The organism is Streptomyces sp. NBC_00859 (genome assembly GCF_045161865.1).
In the GTDB taxonomy this organism is placed as follows: Bacteria; Actinomycetota; Actinomycetes; order Streptomycetales; family Streptomycetaceae; genus Streptomyces.
In genome coordinates this window covers 3,568,626-3,589,552 of record NZ_CP108826.1, presented here as the reverse complement: position 1 = coordinate 3,589,552, position 20,927 = coordinate 3,568,626, and the positions used below count along the sequence as shown (strand labels likewise).

The 20,927-nt window shown below is 70.4% G+C and carries 13 protein-coding genes; 5 read left to right on the top strand and 8 right to left on the bottom strand.

Annotated elements, in window-relative coordinates:
* Window positions 1–315: 315 nt before the first annotated feature.
* The 5 genes from OG584_RS15415 to OG584_RS15395 form a co-directional block, all read right to left on the bottom strand.
* Window positions 316–954, bottom strand: coding sequence for a nitroreductase family protein (locus OG584_RS15415; RefSeq protein ID WP_405778399.1), 639 nt, complete (start codon window positions 952–954; stop codon window positions 316–318).
* A gap of 543 nt (window positions 955–1,497) precedes the next feature.
* Window positions 1,498–3,564, bottom strand: coding sequence for an APC family permease (locus tag OG584_RS15410; protein WP_405778398.1), 2,067 nt, complete (start codon window positions 3,562–3,564; stop codon window positions 1,498–1,500).
* 145 nt (window positions 3,565–3,709) lie between these two features.
* A complete protein-coding gene (lysA, locus tag OG584_RS15405) occupies window positions 3,710–5,047 on the bottom strand; it encodes a diaminopimelate decarboxylase (protein ID WP_405778397.1) in 1,338 nt (445 codons plus the stop codon).
* Window positions 5,044–5,415 (bottom strand): SAV_915 family protein, encoded by a 372-nt coding sequence (locus OG584_RS15400; protein ID WP_405778396.1) that lies wholly within the window; start codon window positions 5,413–5,415, stop codon window positions 5,044–5,046. Before OG584_RS15400 ends, lysA begins: the two co-directional genes overlap by 4 nt.
* 334 nt (window positions 5,416–5,749) lie before the next feature.
* Window positions 5,750–6,202, bottom strand: coding sequence for a DoxX family protein (locus OG584_RS15395; protein WP_405778395.1), 453 nt, complete (start codon window positions 6,200–6,202; stop codon window positions 5,750–5,752).
* 176 nt (window positions 6,203–6,378) lie between these two features.
* On the opposite strand from OG584_RS15395, the gene OG584_RS15390 reads away from it, so the two are divergent.
* Window positions 6,379–7,614 carry an amidohydrolase family protein gene (locus OG584_RS15390; protein WP_405778394.1) on the top strand — a complete coding sequence of 412 codons (1,236 nt, stop codon included), beginning with the start codon at window positions 6,379–6,381 and terminating at the stop codon, window positions 7,612–7,614.
* A 179-nt stretch (window positions 7,615–7,793) separates the two neighbouring features.
* Entirely contained in the window at window positions 7,794–8,717 is a 924-nt protein-coding gene (locus OG584_RS15385; protein WP_405778393.1) for an FkbM family methyltransferase, read from the top strand.
* Between the two features lie 156 nt (window positions 8,718–8,873).
* Here OG584_RS15385 and OG584_RS15380 read toward each other — a convergent pair whose 3' ends face one another.
* Entirely contained in the window at window positions 8,874–9,635 is a 762-nt protein-coding gene (locus tag OG584_RS15380) for a glycosyltransferase family 2 protein (protein ID WP_405784086.1), read from the bottom strand.
* A gap of 384 nt (window positions 9,636–10,019) precedes the next feature.
* On the bottom strand, window positions 10,020–14,090 hold the full coding sequence (locus OG584_RS15375; protein WP_405778392.1) for an AAA family ATPase: 4,071 nt from the start codon (window positions 14,088–14,090) through the stop codon (window positions 10,020–10,022).
* 718 nt (window positions 14,091–14,808) lie between these two features.
* Between OG584_RS15375 and OG584_RS15370 the strand changes: the two genes are divergently transcribed.
* The 3 genes from OG584_RS15370 (at window position 14,809) to OG584_RS15360 (ending at window position 19,298) form a co-directional block, all read left to right on the top strand.
* Window positions 14,809–15,375, top strand: a complete 567-nt coding sequence (locus tag OG584_RS15370; RefSeq protein ID WP_405778391.1) for a LemA family protein — start codon at window positions 14,809–14,811, stop codon at window positions 15,373–15,375.
* Window positions 15,372–16,949, top strand: coding sequence for a DUF2207 family protein (locus OG584_RS15365; RefSeq protein WP_405778390.1), 1,578 nt, complete (start codon window positions 15,372–15,374; stop codon window positions 16,947–16,949). The genes OG584_RS15370 and OG584_RS15365 overlap by 4 nt, the downstream gene beginning before the upstream one ends.
* A gap of 204 nt (window positions 16,950–17,153) precedes the next feature.
* Window positions 17,154–19,298, top strand: a complete 2,145-nt coding sequence (locus OG584_RS15360; RefSeq protein ID WP_405778389.1) for a tetratricopeptide repeat protein — start codon at window positions 17,154–17,156, stop codon at window positions 19,296–19,298.
* Here OG584_RS15360 and OG584_RS15355 read toward each other — a convergent pair.
* Complete coding sequence (locus OG584_RS15355) at window positions 19,219–20,535, bottom strand: hypothetical protein (protein ID WP_405778388.1); 1,317 nt, start codon at window positions 20,533–20,535, stop codon at window positions 19,219–19,221. The two genes, OG584_RS15360 and OG584_RS15355, sit on opposite strands and share 80 nt — an antisense overlap.
* Between the last annotated feature and the right edge of the window lie 392 nt (window positions 20,536–20,927).

Here is a 20,927-nt window from a genome sequence, read left to right as displayed (position 1 = left end):
TCTCTTTTCGGGCACGACAAGCCGCGCTTCCGCGCAGGCGGGCGGGAGCGGTGCAGGTCTCTGGGTAATGGGCGGCCGCGGGCAGGCCGGAGAAAGGCCTCCGGCCCGCGGTTCCGGCGCTCACGGGCGGGTCGGGACATGCTCCAGAATACCGGATGTCACCTGACCCAAGGGGGGTGCAAGGCCTCTGTGCGCCCGCCTGGTCCACGAAAACGAATGCGGCCGATCCCCCCTGAGGGAATCGGCCACAAAGGCCCCAGGCGGCCCTTCAGGGCCATTCTGGGTATCGCGCTGCTCGGGGCTACAGGAACTGGTTCACCGGGGCTCTTCCGCAGCGTGCGCCGCCCCCGCTGAGGCGTGCCGCCCCCACTGCCCACGGTGGACAACCGCGTCCGTGCCACGTCGGCGTTCTCCGACAAGACCGCTCTGCGGGGGCAGGTCTTCCGCGCGGTAGCCGACCGTGAGGCCGCCGATGGGGGCGTACTCGTCGGGCACCCCGAACTCGGAGCGGAAGGGCTGAAGATCTTCGGGCATGATGCCGAAGAAGCAGGCGCCCAGCCCTTCGTCGACCGCGGTGAGCAGCATCAGGAGCGAGGCCATCCCCGTGTCGATGTGCCAGTACGGAGCGGGCCAGCGGGCTTCGGCGCGGTCCTCCCACCCCTTGTCGGGTTCCGCGTAGCGCTCAAGGTAGGCGGCCTTGTGCGCCAGCGGCACCACGACCAACGGGGCGTCCCGCATCGTCGGTGTCTTCTCGGCACGGGTGGGAACGAACGGCCAGAAACGGGCGCGGTCGGCGGGTTCTGTCAGGGCGAGGAACGCCCAGCCCTGGGAGAAACCGGCCGAGGGCGCCCGCAGCGCCGAGGAGAGAATCCGCTCGACCACATCGGGGGCCAGCGGCTTGTCGGAGTAGTGCCGGACCATGCGCCTGCGGCGGACCACCTCGGAGAATTCCATGCCGTGGAGCATTTCACCGGCGCGGGGGTTTCAGAAGGGGCCCGGCGGCCTGGTACCTGCCCGCGCCCGCGACCCCACGGCCCTGCGGCCGCGGGCGGTCGGCCCGGACGCGCTCCTGTCGGCGGCGCCGGACCCCGGCGTGCGTCAGGGTGGCGGGGTGGCGACGACCTGGCGGGCGGCATCACCCGTCGGGGTGGTCACTGCGATCCGCACTCACCCTTCCTCTGAACCGGCACTCCACCACAGGCTTGGACACTGACGTCCCATCACCCCGTTTCCCCGCTGACGGACACTCCGTCAAGTGGCCCGCCAGTGTTGTCCGGGCCGCCGCCAAGCACGCTGCCCGGCCACCGGCGATGCTTGCTGGTGCCCGCGGGCTTGCTCACCCGGCTGCCGGTCCGTACGGCTCGCTGCTCTGCCCCGGACAGGTCGCGGACAACCGCCGGCGAGGGCGGCGTCCGGCCGTCGCGGCGCTGCCCGGAAAGGCTGGACAGCTGAACCGGCCTCCGGCTCCACAGCAGGACCTCCCGCGCAGCCGGCGGCTCAGGGGCGGGGGCGCGGCCCTTTCGCCTTGTCGGGATGGTCGGCCCGGGAGGGCCGGGAGGGTTCGCCGCGGCGGACGGAGCCGGGAGCGCGGCGGGTGGGGCGCAGCGGTTTGCTTCTGGACGAGCTGAGTTGCCAGGGGACGCTGATGACCATGATGCCGGGAGTGAAGAGGAGCCGGCTCTTCAGCCAGAGGGCGGTCTGGTTGTGGAGCAGGTTCTCCCACCAGTGCCCGACGACGTATTCGGGGATGAACACGCTGATCACGTCATTGGGGCTGTCGCGGACGATGCCACGGACGTATCCCACGACAGGGCGGGTGATTTCCCGGTAGGGGGAGTCCAGGGTCTTGAGGGGGACGTCGATGCCGGAGGCCGCCCACTGATCCGTGAGGGTCCGGGACTCGTCGCGGTCGACGTCGACGGTGAGGGCTTCCAGGATGTCGGGGCGGCACGCACGGGCGTAGGCGAGCGCGCGCACGGTGGGCTTGTGGACCTTGGACACCAGGACGAGTGCGTGCACGCGGCCGCGCAGCACGGTGCTCTCGGCAGGTTCCTCGGTGAGGGCCAGCTCTTCGGCGGTGTTGTCGTAGTGCCGGCGGATGCCGCGCATCATCAGCCACAGCAACACCGCCGCGATGACCGCCAGGTACGCGCCCTGGGTGAACTTGGTGAACAGCACGATGACCAGCACGAGGCCGGTGACCAGCGCTCCGAGGCCGTTGATGGACCGTGCGGTGTGGTGGCGACGGCGCAGTGCGGAGTCGGTCTCGGTGCGCAGTGTGCGGTTCCAGTGCCGGACCATGCCGGTCTGGGAAAGGGTGAAGGAGGTGAAGACGCCCAGGATGTAGAGGTGGATCAGGTTGGTGACCGAGGCGTGGAAGGCCCACAGCAGTGCGCCGGCGACCACTGCCAGGGCCACGATGCCGTTCGAGAAGGCCAGGCGGTCGCCGCGGGTGTGGAGCTGCCGCGGCAGATAGCGGTGCTGGGCGAGGATCGAGGTCAGCAGCGGGAAGCCGTTGAACGCGGTGTTGGCGGCCAGGACCAGGACCAGGACCAGGGCGGTCGCGGCCTGGATGTAGAAGAAGCCGACGCTGTGGACACCGCCGAAGACCGCGGAGGCCAGCTGGGCGATGACGGTGAGCTGCGGGGTGTTCGCGCAGTCGCCGGTGAACCCGGTGAGCCGGCAGGTGTCCTCGGTGATGTGGACCTTCGCGATCATGGCGAGTGCGGTGATGCCGGAGAACATGACCACCGCGATCAGCCCCATCGCGCCCATCGTGGTGGCGGCGTTGCGGGACTTGGGCTTGCGGAAGGCAGGTACTCCGTTGGAGATCGCTTCGACCCCGGTCAGGGCGGTGCAGCCGCTGGAGAAGGCCCGCAGGCCCAGCAGCAGTACGGCCAGGCCGGCGAGGTTGCTGTCCCCCGGGGTCGGGGCGATGCCGTAGGCGGCGGATTCCGCGACCGGGGCGTCACCCGCAATCCACCGGAACAGCCCGGTGCCGCACATGATCAGGACGCCGGCGACGAACAGATACGTGGGGGCGGCGAACGCCCGGCCCGACTCCTGCAGCCCTCGCAGGTTCACCGCGGCGAGCAGTACGACGAAGCCGACCGCCATGACCGTCCGGTAGCCGTTGAGTGAGGGGGCCGCGGAGATGATGTTGTCGACGCCCGACGCGACCGACACCGCGACCGTCATGACGTAGTCGACCAGCAGCGAAGCGGCGACCACCAGCCCGGAGGACGGGCCGAGGTTGGTGGCGACGACCTCGTAGGAGCCGCCGCCCGACGGATAGGCGTGCACCACCTGGCGGTAGGACAGGACGACCACGGCCATCAGGATCACCACGGCGAGCGCCACCCAGGGCGTCAGATGCAGGAACGCCAGACCGCCCAGCGTGAGGACGAGCAGGATCTCCTGCGTCGCGTAGGCGACCGAGGACAACGGGTCCGAGGCGAAGATCGGCAGGGCCAGCCGCTTCGGCAGCAGGGTCTCCTGCAGTCCCTCGCTGGGCAGCGCCCGACCGATCACGATCCGCTTGACTGCATCCACGAGTTTCGCCACAAAGGGAGCGTAAGCGGTGTAAAAGGTGCAGATAGTATCCCGACGCGCGCCGAGGCACACCGGACCGGCAACGCCGTGCCGGGCGTGACCCGTAACCCACTGCCGTCATGTGGCACTGCCGCCCGGACGCACGCCGCCCGTCGGCTCACGGACCGACATCGCGGGCGCAGCAGTCGGCCAGTGTCTCCCGGCGTACGAGCAGCCTGGCCCGGCCGTCGTCCACGGCCACCACCGGGGGGCGGCCCACGAGGTTGTAGCCCGATGCCATCGACAGCTGGTAAGCGCCGGCGACCGGTACGGCGAGCAGGTCTCCGGGCCGGGTGTCGCCCGGCAGACCGACGCCGGCCGCGAGGATGTCGCCTGCCTCGCAGTGCCGGCCGACGACCGTGGCCGTGCAGGTCCCGGCGGTGGAGCGGCGCCCGATCAGGCGGGGTGCGTAGCGGACGCCGTACAGCGCGGGTCTGGGGTTGTCGCTCATGCCCCCGTCCACCGCGACGAACGTCCGCTCGCCGGTGCGCTTCACCGAGAGCACGCGGTACAGCGCGACGCCCGCGGGCCCGGCGACGGCGCGTCCGGGTTCGATGATCAGACGGGGAACCGGCAGCCGTGCGGCCGCACAGCCGTCGCTCAGCTCGGCGCGCAGGCTGCGGGCGAGTGCGGTGATGTCCAGAGCGGCCTCGCCGGGACGGTAGGCGATGCCGTGACCGCCGCCCATGTCCAGCTCGGGCAGGACGACACCATGTGTGTCCCGCACCCTGGCCATCAGCCCCACCATGCGCCGCACGGCCACGACGTACGGCCTGACGTCGGTGATCTGCGACCCGATGTGGCAGTGCAGGCCGGTGAGTTCGAGCTGCGGCTGTCCGAGGACGCACGATATCGCGTGATGGGCCTGCCCGCCGGTGAGGGACAGGCCGAACTTCTGGTCCTCCGTTCCGGTGCGGATCTTCGTATGCCCGCCGGCGGACACCCCCGGCACCACGCGGACCATGACCCTCTGACGGCCCCCGTGACCCACCGCGGCCGCCAGCTGGGCGATCTCGGACGGGTTGTCGATGACGATCCGTCCGACACCCAGCCGCAGCGCGGCATCGAGGTCATGAGGTGACTTGGCGTTGCCGTGCAGCACCATCCGGTCGGCCGGAAACCCGGCCGTCACGGCCAGTTCGAGCTCCCCGGCCGAGCAGACGTCCAGCCCGAGCCCCTCCGCCGCTATCCAGCGCACCATCGTGCGGGAGAGGAAGGCCTTGGCCGCGTAGAGGATGTCGGCGTGCGGGAAGGCGTCCCGGTACGTCCGGCAGCGCTCTTGCACCTCGCCCTTGTCCAGCACGTAGGCCGGTGTACCGAATCTCTCGGCGATCTCGGCCAGATCCACTCCGCCGACGGCGAGACCACCGTGCGGAAGGCGTGTCGTGGAGCCGGGCCATATCGACAGGTCGTCGCCGGCCGCAGGCGCGGGGGAGGGAGCGAGAGTAGTCGTCACGATGTCAGGTTCCCCTCACGCGGGACGGCCGGGGTCTCCGGCCGCCGGAGCTCCGCGGCGGGACCGTCGGGGGCGACGGTCCGTACTGCCGGAGCGGTGAGTACCGGGTCGAGCGTCATCCGTGTCACACCGAGGGGTTCCGCCGTCGCCCGCAACGCGGACTCGGAGAGGACGATCCACGCCTGGCCCCTGCCCAACGTCGCGGCGAGCAGCGCGGGCCCGGTGAAGGCGACGGCGGTACGCACGCCCAGCGGACTGCGGAAGAGCCGGAGGGAGACTCCCGCGGGCCCCGGCCGGACCGGTACGTACAGAGGGCCGGCCGGGACCCGTTCATCCGGTTCAGGGTCGTCGTACTGGTGCAGACACATGGGAACCTCCCGAAGGAACCACACATAGCGGGTGACGTCCCGGGTGCGGGGAGGCAGCCCGGGATGTGACACCGAAGCTATGCCCGGTCCGTGCGGGTGCCGCCGCCTCATGATGCCCCCCTGACGCCGGCCGGCCGGGTCATGACGGATCGCTGACGCCCGGTCCGCCGCGGGGTACGGAACTGGTCACGGTGCGCCGGTCCGGTGTCGGAGGGACACCCGCGGAGCGCGCCGTTCAGCTGAGTGGTACGCGCACAGCGAGCCCCCGTGGCGGGCCGCGGCGGCACGGGTCCAGCGGCCCGGGTGTCCTGGGCGCGCCACGGGGCCAGTACACCTAGGGCAGGAACAGTCCCCAGGCGTTGTCCAGCGACCAGGTCTGCCAGCACATGGCGAACAGCCCGACGGCCGAGATCAGCACCATCATCAGGTTCTGCCCCTGCTCGGCCCAGTCGTGGAGCATGAGCACCAGATAGATCAGGTTGAGCAGCAGCCCGCCCACGAGGGCGACCGGCGTCAGGAACCCGAGGACCAGACCGAGGCCGAGCGCCAGCTCCGCGTAGGCGACGACGTAGGCCATGAGCCGGGGATGCGGGCTCACTGTCCTGTCGAAGCCGCTCCGTACGAACTTCCATCGGTGCTCGGCGGCTATGCCGGCCGCCCACGTGACGCCACCCCCGCCGAACCAGGTCTTCTTGTCCTTGTGGCGCCAGCTCTCCAGCCACCACAGTCCGAGGCCGATACGCAGTACGGCCAGCAATTCGGCTCCGCTGAGCCACATCGTCCGCATGAGGCACCCCTGCCCGTCGATCGAACTGATGGGTCGTCAGTTCACCGGACGGACCGCGATCCCGCAAGGGGCGAGTTCGGGCTACCGCTTGTCGCTGCTGAAGTGCTTCCGTAGTCTGGAACTGACGGATCGTCAGCTCACGTTCGACAAAACGGCAGGTAGCTGAGGGGAAGCGAATGAGCAGCAGTCAGAACGGCGCAACGGAACTGCCCAGGGTGATCAGCGTGGACGATCATGTGATCGAGCCCGCGCACCTCTTCGATACGTGGTTGCCGAGCAAGTACCGGGATCTGGGGCCGAAGCCCTTCACCGCCGGTATCGGGGATCTGGCGTACGTCGGCGGGAAGTACCGGTTCACCACCGACCCGGAAGGGCAGGTCACGGACTGGTGGCGGTACGAGGGGGAGATCTTCCCCTACAAGCGGATCATCGCGGCCGTGGGCTTCTCGCGGGACGAGATGACGCTCGACGGCATCACGCGTGAACAGATGCGGCGAGGCTGCTGGGATCCGGCGGAGCGGCTCAAGGACATGGACCTCAACCACGTGGAGGCATCGCTCTGCTTCCCGACCTTCCCGCGTTTCTGCGGCCAGACCTTCGCCGAGGCCAAGGACAAGGAAGTCGGCCTAGCCTGCGTCCGTGCCTACAACGACTGGATGGTCGAGGAGTGGTGCGGGGACAGCAAGGGCCGGCTGATCCCGCTCTGCCTGATCCCGCTCTGGGACATTGATCTGGCGGTGGCGGAGATCAGGCGGAACGCCGCCCGCGGGGTCCGCGCGGTCACCTTCAGCGAGATTCCCACCTATCTGGGCCTGCCGTCGATCCACTCCGGCTACTGGGACCCGTTCTTCGCGGCCTGCGAGGAGACCGGGACGGTGGTGAACATGCACATCGGCTCGTCCTCGCAGATGCCCGCCGCCTCCCCGGACGCCCCGCCCGCCGTGCAGGCGTCGCTCTCCTTCAACAACGCGATGGCTTCGATGATGGACTTCCTCTTCTCCGGGGTGCTGGTCAAGTTCCCCCGGCTGAAACTGGCGTACAGCGAGGGCCAGATGGGGTGGATCCCCTACGCCCTGGAGCGCGCGGACGACGTCTGGGAGGAGCACCGGGCGTGGGGCGGGGTCAAGGATCTGATCCCCGAGCCGCCGTCCACGTACTACTACCGGCAGATGTTCTGCTGCTTCTTCCGGGACAGGCACGGCATCGAGGCCATCGAGACGGTGGGCGTGAACAACGCGACGTTCGAGACCGACTACCCGCACGTCGACTCCACCTGGCCGAACACCAAGCAGGTGGCGGCCGATCACATGGCGGGCGTCTCGGACGAAGTCGCGTACAAGCTGCTGCGGGGCAACGCCATTCGTATGCTGGACCTGCCGTTCGACCGGGACCGGAAGACCGCCACGGGCTGACCGCGGCCCGGCGGCGGAGCGTTGAGGGCGTACGGTCCCTCAACGCTGCGGCCCCACGGGCACGCCCCCCCCAACCCCAGGCGCCTCAGTGTGTACGGGGCCTCAACGCCTGGTCCCTCGGCCCGTGCGATCCCCCCGGCGTTACGGTTCAGGGGGGCACCCTGCGGAGAGGCGATCGGATGCGGGACACGATTTCAGAGGCACTGGTCACCCTCGGCCGCCGGTATCTGCGCGATGCCCCCGGCCCTCTCGGCAAGGAGCGGCTGGCCGCCCAGTACCTGAATCCGCGTCTGCGCGACCGTCCCCGACGGCGCTGCTCCGAGAGCGAGTCCGGCGCTCGGTTCGCCCTCGACACGCAGGACCTGATCCAGCGCTACCTGTACATGTTCGGCGTATGGGAGCCGAACATGACTCACTGGCTGCGGAGCAGGCTCCGTCCTGGGGACACCTTCGTCGATGTCGGCGCCAATATCGGCTACTTCAGCGTGCTGGCTTCGCGCCTCGTCGGCGGAGACGGGCAGGTGGTGGCCGTCGAAGCCTCTCCCGTGTTCCACCGGAGGCTGCTGCAGCACGCCCGGCTCAACGAGTGCGACAACATCCGTGCGGTGAACACGGCCGTCGCCGACACCCGGAAGCTGCTGACGTTCATCCTCGCCAGCTCCCACAACATGGGGGCGAACAGCATCGTTCCCTACGACGGAACCGCGGAGTCCACCTTCGACATGGAAGCCCTTCCGCTGGCTGAGGTCCTGCGACCGGAGGAGATCACGACGGCCAGAGTGATCAAGGTCGATGTGGAGGGCGCGGAGGGCAGTGTCATACGGGGCCTGCTCCCCGTTCTCGATCGGCTGCGGCCTGATGCCGAGATCACCGTGGAGGTCACTCCCAGCCGGATGGAGCAGGTCGGGGACTGCGTCGACGAGCTGCTCGACGCGATGAGGCAACGCGGCTTCCACGTCTACCGGCTGGCCAACGACTACAGTCCGGCGGGCTACGCCGCGGCGCGGCGGCGTCGTCCACCGGCGCCTGCCCGGTGGCGCGGGCCGGTCACCGGTGAGAGCGACCTCGTCTTCTCGCGGATCGACGCCGAGCTGCTGTCCTGAGGCGGTGCTGCCCGGCCCCACCGGGAGAGCCGGACACCAGCAACTCCGTTGGAACGGGCACTGGTTCAGCGGGCACACCGCATCGGCGGCGGGGGCCGGCCGGGCCGCTGACCCTGTTCCCGCCGCGGCCTTGCGGGACCGTGGGTGAAGCCCAGGTCAGCAGGGACTGACCGGGTGTCCCCACTGGAAGGACTCCAGCGCACGCGACCTGGCTTCCACGACCGACATACGCGTGGCGTGCTCGGCCGCATCGGTGTGCGCCGCCTGGCCTGTCGCCTGGCCTGGCCACTTGCGGTACCGGAGGCCCACATCGGAGGAGAACCAGCCCCGGCTGACCGCGTTCATCGCGAGCAGCAGCCCCGTGTCCTCCGAAGCCGGCAGCGCCATCCAGCCGCCGAGAGCGAGGAGCAGGTCGCGGCGGACGAAGAGCGATGCCGGGTGGACCTGCGCCCGGTAGCCGTTCGCCTTCCAGTACTCGAGTACGGCGCCACGCTCGATCGGCCCGTCGTCGGGGTCTCCTTCGAAGCCGACGGTGGAACCGTCGGGGAGCAGGTCGAGCACCCGCGACGTCGCCCAGCCGATGCCCGGGTTCCCTTCGAGTGCGGCAAGGTCGCGGGCCAGCACACCCGGGGTCAACTGGTCGTCGGCGTCCAGGACCTTGACGTACTCACCGTCCGCATGGGCGAGAGCCATGGTCCGGGCCACGCCCGGACCGCCTGCTCGCCCTTGCCGGAACGTCACCCGCTCGTCAGCGGGCACATGCGGAGCGACATCGCAACCCTTGCCGTCCTCCTGGATCACCCAGTGCCAGTCCCACCCGTCGGGCAGCTCCTGCGCGCGGAGCGACGCGTGGGCCTCCGCCAGGAACGGGGCCGACGGGCCGTGGACGGCCGTGACGATGATGATGCGCCGGCGCACGGCACTCACGACCTTTCCGAATAAGCGGTGAAGAGTATTTCCGCAGGGGGGCGGGCCCTTTGGCAATTCTGGAGTACCGAGAGGGGCAGGACCATTCTGGCGGCGGGGAAGCCAGGAAGCCGGGAAGTCAGGAAGCCGGAGAGACGTCGGCGCCCCCAATGCGGACCTGCTGTTCCGCCGCTATTTCGACGGGACGCGCGCGATCGGTCGCCCCGGCAACCGCGAGGACGTGGCAGTGCCCGGCCGCCGGCGACGGGGGATGCGCCGACGACCGGGCTGTTTGTCACCCTAACAAGCGTGTTTGGGCAGGGGGACAACTGCTCAGTGGCAGAGGAGAGTTGTGATGGAGATCACGTGAGCCGCCCGGAAGGGGCCTGGTATCCGTTACTGGGCGCACGGAGGGTCGTACGACAAGCGGGGCAGATACTCGTGCCATTTTTCCGGTGTGAGGACACCTCGGGTGATCGAGCAGATTCGTGCGACTGCCTTGTCGGCATCCAGGTCCCAGAGCCGGACGGTGTCGGCGCCACTCGACACTCCGAGCAGGTGGCTGTTGGGACTGAACGACAGGAAATTGCCCGTCTTGGCATTCGGGCTCAGCGATTGGCCGATAGGTGAGGCATGCGAGGGGCGGGTCACGTCCCAGAGCCTGACCGTGTCGTCGTTGCCGCCGCTGGCCAGAGTGCGGCCGTTCCGGCTGAACGTCAGTGACACGACCGCCTCGGTATGGCCCGTGAGAGTGGAGACCGGCCGGGCCCGTGAAGGGTGGGCGACGTTCCAGAGCCTGACTGTTCCGTCGTCGCTTCCGCTGGCCAGCGTCCGTCCGTCCGGGCTGTAGGCGAGTGCGTTGACGGGACCCAGGTGGCCCTTGTGCGGTGCGCCGGTCCGGGCCGTGTGACGTGGGTCGGTCACGTTCCAGAGCTGGATGGTGCCGTCGGCGCTGCCACCGGCGAGGGTCCGTCCGTCCGGGCTGAAGACGAAGGCGTTGACGTAGCCCTTCTGGCCGGTGAGTGGCGCACCCAGCGGGAGGAGACGGGACGGGTCGCTGACGTCCCACAGCCGTATGGTGCGGTCGTCGAGTGCCGTTGCCAGCGTGTGCCCGTCCGGGCTGAATGCCAGCGCGTCGGGGCCCGCGAACCGTGTGCGCAGCGCGACGGGTGAGCCGTAGGGGACGGGCCGGGCCGGGTCGGCGACGTTCCACAACTGCACCGCGCGGCTCCCGGTCAGTACCGCGAGTGTGCGGCCGTCCGGGGAGAAGAGCAGCGAACGCGGGTCCCCCCGGCCCGGCATGAACGGTTTGCCGAGCAGCGCGGGCCTGCTCGGGGATTCCACGTTCCACAGCCGGACCTTCTCGTCGCGTGCGGCCGTGGCGAGCACCTTGCCGTCCGCGCGGAACGCTCCGATCCTCCCCGTCATGTCCGATGTCGGGATCGACCAGAGCCGGGCCTTGTTGTCGCCGCTCCCGGTGGCGAGAGTCCGTCCGTCAGGACTGAAGCCGACGGCGTACATCTCGCCGCTGCTGCCGGCGAGGGGCTCGCCGACCTGCGACGGGTACGCGGGATTGCTGACGTTCCACAGGCTCGCCGTGCTGTCGGCGCTGCCGGCGGCGAGCCTCGTTCCGTCGGGGCTGAAGGCCACGGACCATACGGGGCCGGTGTGACCGGTCAGAGGCGCGCCGAGTTCGGTGGCACGACGGGGGTCGGTCATCTTCCAGAGCCGGATGGTGTCGTCCGCGCCGCCGCTGGCGAGCGTGCGGCCGTCGGGGCTGAAGGCCACGGAGTGCACCGTGCTGGTGTGGCCGGTCAGTACCCGGGCGATCCGACGCGGATGACGAGGGTCAGCCATGTTCCACAGCCGGATCGTTCCGTCGTCGCCGCCGGACGCCAGTGTCCGTCCGTCAGGGCTGAACGCCACTGAGCGCACGGCGGCGGTGTGGCCGGTCAGGCTGCCGGCCGGCTTCGGCCGGGCCGGGGCGGCCACGTCCCACAGCCGCACGGTGTGATCTTCGTTGGCCGAGGCCAGGGTGTGCCCGTCGGGACTGAAGGCGAGGAGGTACGCCGTGCCGCCATGGCCGGTCAGGGGCCTGCCGAGCGGCTTCGGGTGGCGGGGATCCCGTACGTTCCACAGCCGGATCGTGCCGTCGTCCGAAGCGCTGGCGAGCGTGCGCCCGTCGGGACTGAAGACGGCGCTGCTCACCCAACTCGTATGGCCGGTGAGAGGCTTGCCCAGCGGCTGCGGGCGCGTCGGGTCCTTCACGTCCCACAGCCGGATGGTCCGGTCGTAGCTGGCGGTGGCCAGCACCCGCCCGTTCGGACTGAACGAGGTCAGGTAGACGGCGCCGGTGTGGCCGAGAAGCGGCGTGGCCAGCGGCGCGTTGACCATCGAGATCAGCCGGTTGCCGACGGCCTCGTCGTCGGGCCGCAAATGGTGTGCCACGAGATCGAGCTGGGCGGCCAGCGACGGATCCGTGTACTGGACGCGATCGGCCTCGGCGACGACCTGCTCGAACACGGCGTCGTCCCGCCGCTGCCACGCGATCACCGCCGAGCCGACAGCCAGCATCGCGAGGACGACGAGAGCCGACACCGCGCCACGGCTGATCCAGACGGTACGTCTGCGCAGTCCGGCCGAGGCAGCCAGGAATTCCACCGCGCTCCGGGTCAGGAACGCGTCACCGGCCGACTTCACCCAGTTGCGGGTCTGCTCCAGGCGGGACCCGCGGTAGAGGAGCGACGTGTCGCGGTGTGTGGCCTCCCAGGCCCGGCCGTCCTCCTCCAGCTGCTGGCGAAGGAGGTTGTCGTTCCTGTCCTCGTCGATCCAGTCCCGCAGGCGTGGCCAGGCGTGCAGCAGCGCTTCATGGGTGATCTCCACGGTCTCCGCGTCGAGCGTCACCAACCGGGCGTGCACCAGCGCTTCGAGTGACTCCTCCGTCCTGTCGGGGTCCGTCGACTCCTCCGCCAGCTGGCGCCGCGTCTCCCGCCTCCGGGTCGCCTGGGTGTCCTCGCTGAGCCGGACCAGTCTGAGGAGGAGCAGTCTCGCGGCCGTACGGGCTGCCGGGCCGAGGCTGGACCAGGCTCGCTCGGCGGTCGCCGCCACCGCTCCCTGGATTCCACCCGCCGCGCTGTAGCCGGCCAGCGTCAGCCTTCCCGCCGTCCGCCGCTGCCAGGTGGCGAGCAGGGCGTGGGAGAGGAGCGGCAGCACCCCCGCGTGCGTCCCGCTCCCGCGGGGGCTGTCCGCACTCACCTCCCGGACGATCAGCTCCGCCAGTCCCGGTTCGAGTTCGAGGCCCACGGCCTTGGCCGGGCCGGTCACCGCTTCGCGCAACTCCGCGGTGGTCAGCGGCCCGAGCACCATGTGCCGGTGCTGCAGCGCGTCGGCCAGTTCGGGGTAACCCAGGCACTGCTCGTAGAAGTCGGCGCGTATGCCGAGGACGACGAGCACGGGGGCGGGGTCACCCGGGCCGGCCGCCGTGCACGCGGCATGGAGTGCCTGGATGAACGCGCGCCGGTTCTGCTCGTCGGAGCAGAGGGTGAAGGCCTCCTCGAACTGGTCCACGATGATGACCGGACGGGGGGCGGACGGCGTCTCACGCTCCGCCCATGCCGTGACGGCTCCTCGCGCGGCCCGCGCGAATCCGCCCGTACCGGACTCGCCGGATTCGTCCGCCACGGCTTCCCTCGTGGGCGGCGCGACGTGGTTCGAGGCCGCGAGGACCTGCTTCGGGGCAGCCGGGACGGCGTGCGCAAGCTCGGGAATCCGACGCGTCAGCTCGCCGAGAGGGTCACCCCCCGGAACGAGCTGCACTACCTCCCGCGCCCGGCCGGAACCGCCGCTCAGGGCGCCGTCCCGCAACGTGGGCACCAGGCCGGCGTTCAGGAGAGAGGACTTACCCGACCCCGAAGCGCCGACCAGCATGACCAGGCCGCCCGTCCCCTCCGCTGCCCGCAGCTGGGCGACGAGCGCGTCCCTGCTCCGTTCGCGGCCGAAGAACCACCGGGCGTCCTGCTGGCGGTACGGGGCGAGCCCCCGGTAGGGACACACGCCACCGGGAACGTTCAGGGCTTCGCCCGAGGGGCGTTGCTCACCGTCCGCGGACACTTCGGGGTGGTCGCCGATCGGGTCGGCCACCGCCCGCTCCCACAGGCGCTGCCACTGGGCCGGGTCGTAGAGGCCCGCGGAGACGGGCGCGGGCTGCGAACGCCGTGCCTGCGGGATCAGCACCTGAAGGACCGCCGCGAGTGCGACGAACTGGGCGGGCACGTTCCGGGCCCGCCGCCAGTCGCTGATCCGCTGCGCGGACACCCGTACGGGCCGACCGCGTTCGTCGACCCGCTGGAGCCGCACGACTGCCTCGGACACGCTCTTGAGGGGAGGGTTGCCGGCCTCCTTGTAAAGCAGCGCGAGACGCTCCGCCAAGGCTATGCGTGCCCCTGAGTCGGAACTCAAGGTCTCCACCCCTTACTTCCCCGCACCTGACATCCGGACCGGAAAACCCAGCCTATCCGGCTGACCTGCGGTGAGGCGTCGGTCCGGCCGCCGGATCGCCCCCACGGACGGCCTCAGCTGGCAGGATCACGCCGTAGTAACGCACCCCCCGGGCGGCGCCCGGATCGTCCACCAGCTCAACGCTCGGAGAGACACCTCATGACGCCGCATCTTCTCGGTCGAATTCCACCGTAGCCACGAATCGGCGCCCGCTGCCCCACCGCCCGAAACGCGAGCCCGTGACGCGTACCCGTCCCGTCGGGACCGCCGTCACACCGGCCACGGGCCGCCCCATTCTCGATCCACGCCGATATACCGATATGTCTTTGTCGCGATACGGCGCGGATCGATGCCGCCCGCGTTCGGTACCGGTCCCCACGAGGGGAGGGACCGGTGCCGAACGGTGCGGAGTATGTATGTGCTCAAGGCCCCGGGCCGACCGGGGCCTTCAGTTCGTGCTGACGGCGGGGACCACGTGCGGCCGGGTACCGCCGCTGCGGCCCCGCGGCCCGACTGCCGCTCCGCCCCGGACACCGCACGGGCTCGGTCCCATGGGCGGACGCTCCCCGAACCGCCTGGGCCTGGAGGTCCGGACGCTCCCCCCGAGCCGCGCGGGTGTAAAGGCCGAATAAGATCACGTGGATCGGCCAGGGGGGTCGGATCTTTAGGGCCTTTGGGGGGCGACACCGTGGGTGTCATCATTGGTGCAGTTTTTGTGGTGTTTGTCGTCGTGGGCGTGTGGTGGGTCGTCCGGACCTACAACCGGCTGGTCCGGCTGCGGAATCAGACGCAGGCCTCGTGGGCGCAGATCGATGTGCAGTTGAAGCGGCGGCACGAGCTCATACCGAATCTCGTTGAAGGTGCGCGCGGCTACGCCGCTCACGAGCGCGGCACCTTCGAAGCGGTCACCGCCGCGCGCGGGGCGGCCGTGAACGAGGGCCTCGGTGCTACGGACCGGGCGGCCGCCGAGGACGCGCTCACCGCGACGCTGGGGAGGCTGTTCGCGCTCGGCGAGAGCTACCCGGAACTCAAGGCGGACCAGCACTTCAGCACGGTGCAGGCCGAGTTGAGGTCGGCGGAGGACAAGATCGCGTACGCGCGGCAGTTCTACAACAGTGCGGTGCAGAGCTACCACACCGCCCTCGAAAGCTTCCCGGGGAACGTCGTTTCCGGACTGGGCGGCGCACACGGGCGGCGGGAGTACTTCGAGGCCGCAGGCGTGGTGCAGGACGCCGTCCAGGTGAGGTTCGCATGACGCTCACCGAACAGCTCTACTGGGGCGGCGCCGCCCTGATCGTGCTCTGGCTCGTCGCCTTCGGTCTCGCGCTGGCCGCCACCCGGAACGGTGTGGTCACGCCGGGCCCCGCGACCCAGGAGATCGGGGCCGACCCCGAACCGCCGGGCGTGGTCAGCCTGCTCGGCAATCACTGGCGGGGCGTGGAGCACGCCGCCGCGGCCACTCTGCTGGACCTCGCGGCCCGCGGGTTCGTCGAGCTGAGGCAGCCGGGCAACGACCCGGCCCGCAGCACCGTCCACGTCACCGGGGCCGGCCGGGCGGCCCCGGGGCTGACGCCGTACGAGCAGCGGGTACTGGACCGCGTCACCGCCCGCGCGGTGAACGGCGGCGCGCCCATCGGGGCGATCGCCTTCCGTGACGACAAGCGGGCCGCCGCCTGGAACGCGGCTCTCCGCCAGGAGATCGTCGCCGAGGCCCGGCTGCGCGGTCTGTCCCGGTACCGGTTCCCGCTGTTGCTCAGCCGCGCGCTGATGGCCAGTGGCTTCGTGCCCGGTGTGCTGTTCGCCGCGGCCGTGGTCATGGGAGGGCACAGCGTGCGCGGAGCGGTCCTCATCGGTGCGGCCCCGGGAGGCGCGCTGACCTTCCTGCTCGGCAAGGCGCTGGGCGAGCGGGCGACGCCGAAGGGCCTCGAACGCGCCGGGCACTGGGCCGGGTTGCGCGCCTGGCTGACGGCGCACGAGGACTTCCCCCAGCTGCCGCCCGCATCCGTGGCGGTCTGGGACCGCTATCTCGCGTACGGGACCGCTCTCGGCGTCACCAGCCTCACCGGCCGGCTCCTGGGCTTCGACTCCGGAGACCGGCGACGCGTCTGGTCCTCGTACGGAGGGACCTGGCGGCCGGTACGGATCCGCTACCCGCGGCTGCGCCCAGGCTTCGGCTGCTCGACGAGCGGGCTGCTGCAGTTCGCGGCCGCGGCGGGCGTGGTCGCGGCGGGCCTCTGCGCCTTCGCGGTGCTGCGGCAGCCCGACTGGACGGTCGCGGCCCACGCGCAGAGCGGGGGCTCGCTGCGCAGGCCGGGGCTGGTGCTGAGCGCCGGCTGGGTGGGCAGCGCGCTGCTCGGCCTCGTGGTGGCCGGCAAGTTCAGGCGCTGGACGCTGGTCTTGGCGTTCCTGGCGATGATGCCCGGCAACTTCGTGAGCGGCAGTCACGGCTGGTTCGTCGATGCGGCTGCCCACAAGGGGCCCCTGCCCGTCGAGTTGGCGGCCATCGCGGCCTTCGGCGCGCTGGCGGCGTACTTCCTGGCACTCGCCTTCCTGGAGCGCCGGGAGCCCGACACGATCACCGGTGAGGTGCTGCGGATGGAGTCCCGCAAGGGCAAGAGGGCGGCCCGGTTCCTGGTCCTGGACGAGGGGACCACGGACCTGACCACCGCCTGGGCGCTGCCCGCGGCCTCACAGGGCATCGCGACCGGCGCCCAGGTACGGCTGAGAGTCTCACGGGGCACCCGCACCGTCCGCTCGGCGGAGCTGGTGAGGTCGGCGATGCCGGAGGGCGACCGGGTGAAGGCCCCCAAGCAAGGGGCCTCCTCCTAGAGATGGATGATCCGGAGCGCCTCCGCCGTGAGGCGCTCCGGACGCCTGCACGAACTGCAGTTTGCGTCCGGGGTGGCGAGATGCGGCTGTCGGGCTCCGTGCGGGACTTGATGAGAACCTCGCGGTCTTGAATCAGCCCCCCGCGAGTCTGCCTGGCGATACAGTCCGGCAGGACCGGGCCGGTGATCAGGTGAGGGGGCCGACGTGCTGGAGGTCGTGGCGCTGAGTGCGCTGACCGCGTTTTTGACCACTGTGGGGAACGGCGCCGCGGGCGAGATGGGCAAGCAGGTGGCTCTGTCCACTGGGGCGCTGGTGCGCCGGACCCTCGGGCGGCAGACGCCGATGCCTGGTGACGAGGAGGAATGGCGGACGCTGGCCGGCCAGGTGTACGCGCACATCGGAGATGACCCGGAGCAAGCACGGGAGTGGACCAGGTTCCTCCAGAGCCGGCCGGACCAGCTGTCACAGACGGTGCTCTCATCGACGGATGGAATGCCCCCCAGTACAAGGGACTTCACGGATCGCCAGCGCGTGTTGCGGCAGTTGAGGCGCGAAGCCACTCGGCCCGCCGACGGGCGGCCCCGTGTCGCCCTGCTCCACGGTCCGCCGGGCATCGGCACCTCCGCCGTGGCACTGCACCTGGGCGCCATGACCCAAAGCAGTTTCCCGGACGGCCGGTTCTACGTCGATCTGCGCACCATCGCAGGCGAGCAGGGGGCGGAACCTGCCGCGGTTCTGGCCCATGCGCTGGGGAAGATGGGTGTGAGTGACGAGGACATGCCGCCGACCGGCGAGGGCCGCAGGCAGGTCTACCGCCGGCTCCTGTCGGGCCGCCGGGCGCTCGTGGTGGTGGACCACGCTTCGTCGGTGGCGCAGGTGCGTGGGCTGATTCCGGCGACTGCGGAGGTATTTCTGCTGGTCGTCGTCTCCGGGCGGCCGTTCGGACTGGAGGCCGAGCGGGTAGCCGTACCGCCGCTGAGCGACCGGTACGCAGTGCAGTTGGTACGCAAGGTGGCCGGGCGGGAGAAGGTCGCCCTGGCCAAGAACCGGATGCCGCAGGTGCTCCACGCATGCGGGGGCAACGCCTTCGCGTTGAAGACGGAGGCGCTGCGTCTCCTGGCCGAAACTGACGTGGCGGTTCACGAGCACCAGGGCGGGGCAACTTCCGCGGCACCCGACCCGGTGCGAGGAGCAGTGCGCGGCTTGTGCGAACGGCTCCGCCCAGGGACAGTGCGGCTGGCTCGGCTCACGGCGCTGGGCGGCTGGCCGCTCGTTGACGCCCGCCTGGCTGCTGCCGCGGCTGACGTCACACCTCAGGAGGCAGCGGAGATGCTGGCCGAGGCGGCGGAGGCACAGCTCCTTGAATCCACGGCTGACGAGCGGTACCGGTTCCGTCCCGAGGTGCGGCGCTTCCTGGCGGACGTGGCGGGCGCGGAGGACGGAATCCCGGCGTGCACCGCGTCAGTGGAGCGTGTCCTTGACTATCTGCTGAACCGTGCCCTGCATGCCGCGTACGCAGCGCTGCCATTCAGCTGGCGCACGGAACCCGCCCCGGAGGAAGGGGAGATGTGCGAGGGCGAGGCGCAGGGCATCGCAGTGCTGTCGTCGGAGGTCGCCAACCTGGTCCGGGCCGTTGGTGTGGCCGAGGAGTACCGGTATGTCGACAGGGCGCTGCGCCTGGCCCGTGCCCTGTGGCCGCTCCAGCTCAAGGCCGGCTACTGGGACGAGGTGCTGCCCGCGCTGCGACTTGCGACCGGTTGCGCCGACAAGCACCGGCCGCATTCGCCCATGGCAGGCGCGCTGCATTTCCAACTGTCGCACTGTTTGGGCCAGTTGCGGCGATGGAGCGGCGCCGAGGAGGCGGCGCGTGCCGCCGCCGCGTGCGAGCGTTCTGGAGGGCATCTGCGTGGTGAGGCGTCTGCCGTGGAGCAACTGGGGCTTCTGGAGCTCGCCCAGTGGCGCCATGAGCCCGCTCATGAGCGTTTCGCCGAGGCGGAAAGCATCCTGCGGCGGATCGCCGCGGACGAGGAGGGGGCACAGGACCTGCCTCGGGCGCTCGCCCTTATCGGCCGGCATCGTGGACGCGCTCTGCGCGGCATGGGGCGCTTCCCTGAATCGAGGCAACTCCTGGAAGCAGCAGTGGAGTTCTTCACGGATCAGGGAGAGGACTACAACAAGGCCCGCGCTCTCACGGACCTCGCCGAGCTGCTCCACGAAGCGGGCGACGACGAGGCGGCCCTGAGGGGGATCTCCGAGGCCGAGCGACTGCTCACTCCTGCCGCGACTCCACACCTGCGCTATCTTGCGGGCCTGCGGCTGCGCTGTGTGGATGACGGCGGTCCGCAGTGACGTCCACGGGATGATCGGCCCCGGCGGCATGGACGTGGAGGGTGATGCCGCCGGCCGGAACGCAATGGCCCGCGGCCAGCCACGCGTGAAGCGCCGAGGCGTACGCCGCTGGATCCAGGTCGGAGCCCGGACATGCGGTCAGCTGGAACTGGCCGTGCTCCTGCGTGCGTACGAGACACCCGTCCGGCCCGGTCACGTACGCGGCGGCGGAGCAGCCAGGGTAAAGGCGCAGCACCTCCGTAGCCCACGCCACGGCGCCGCCCAGGCGCACATCGTCCGCGGGCCCGTAGCGCGTGATCACGTCGGCCAGTTCCAGGGCACTTGGGTCACGGGTCTCCTCGTGCACGGCGAGGTGGGTCTCCCCGTGCGCGTCGTACGAGCCGTAGGGCTGAGCGGTCGACCGTGCGACGACGATATCGGTGCCGCTGGTACGCGTGCGCACATGGAACGGAGCCGTACGTGATGGTGGATCGTGCGGAGTCAGCGGCAGCGGCTCCAGTAGGGCGGGCGCGGAGGGCTCGGGGAGGTTGAGGAGCCTGTAGAAGTGGCGCCTGAGGAGCGGTGCCGACCGGCCTGGGGCCGAGGTGATGTAATCGGCGCCGCCGGGCTGCGGCCGGTGTTCGGCGATCAGCTGCGTCAGTTGGGTTTCCAGCGGTCCGTACGGGTCGAGGCGAGGCGCCCGCTCAACGAAGGCGGCGAGGGGCGCCTCGGGGTCCAGTTTCCCGGCCCCGGTGGCGGCTATGAGGACGGGGGTGCCCAGGGCTGAGGCGTAGTAGGACACGGCACCGAAGTCGCCGATGACGGCATCGGAGGCCAGGAGAGCCTGCCGCCAGTGGTGCACGGGGTCGATCAGTGTCAGCCCGCTGCGCACGGCCCGGTCGAGCCAGGCGCGTACCTGGCCCGGTCCGTGACCGAACCAGATGTTCGGGTGCAGCACAGCCGCCAGGCGGTAGTCGTCGGCCGGCAGCTCAGCGGTGAGGCGGGGCAGCAGGCCCGGCAGGACGTTGTGTTGTCCGCTACCGAAGAAACCCTCGGGGTTCCATGTGGAGTTGATGACGACGAGCCGTTGACCACGGTGTACGCCCAGGGCGCGCCGGAAACGATCCCGGTACCGGCGGGCGGCCAGCATCCGGTCGAAGCACGGGTCCCCGGCGAGGACCGCGGCGTCCACCATCTCGGGGCATGCACTGCGCAGCCGGTCCAGCTGCTCGGGGTGGGACAGGACCAGACCGTCCACGAACGGTTTCCCGTCCGCCAGGAGCCACTCCGCGGACAACCCGAACGTCGGCTCCCGGCTCCCGGCTCCCGGCTCCCGGCTCCCGGCTAGCTTCTTAGTGTATCCGACTCCGTGTGAGAGGACGCTCAACTTGCCCTCCAAGAGGGAGAGTTGGCCGCCAAAGCTCGCAGAGATTGCAAGATCTGCCGGGGTGGAGAGCGCCTGTTCCCAGGGCAGCACCGGGAGCCCGAGATCCGTGAAGAGTTCACCGACTCCGCCTTGGAAGACGGAGGAGCCGGTCGATGTAGCGAGCAGCTGAATGCGGAAGTCGTCATGGAACAAAGGCAGAATGTCCAGCAGGCGGCCGGCGGCGGTGACGTTGTGGACAACGAGAAGGATCCGGCGTTGTGTCG

What these genes read in the sequence shown, in the direction of transcription:
- OG584_RS15415 (WP_405778399.1), bottom strand. Translation starts at nt 954, where the DNA reads ATGGAATTCTCCGAGGTGGTCCGCCGCAGGCGCATGGTCCGGCACTAC.
- OG584_RS15400 (WP_405778396.1), bottom strand. Translation starts at nt 5,415, where the DNA reads ATGTGTCTGCACCAGTACGACGACCCTGAACCGGATGAACGGGTCCCG.
- OG584_RS15395 (WP_405778395.1), bottom strand. Translation starts at nt 6,202, where the DNA reads ATGCGGACGATGTGGCTCAGCGGAGCCGAATTGCTGGCCGTACTGCGT.
- OG584_RS15390 (WP_405778394.1), top strand. Translation starts at nt 6,379, where the DNA reads ATGAGCAGCAGTCAGAACGGCGCAACGGAACTGCCCAGGGTGATCAGC.
- OG584_RS15385 (WP_405778393.1), top strand. Translation starts at nt 7,794, where the DNA reads ATGCGGGACACGATTTCAGAGGCACTGGTCACCCTCGGCCGCCGGTAT.
- OG584_RS15365 (WP_405778390.1), top strand. Translation starts at nt 15,372, where the DNA reads ATGACGCTCACCGAACAGCTCTACTGGGGCGGCGCCGCCCTGATCGTG.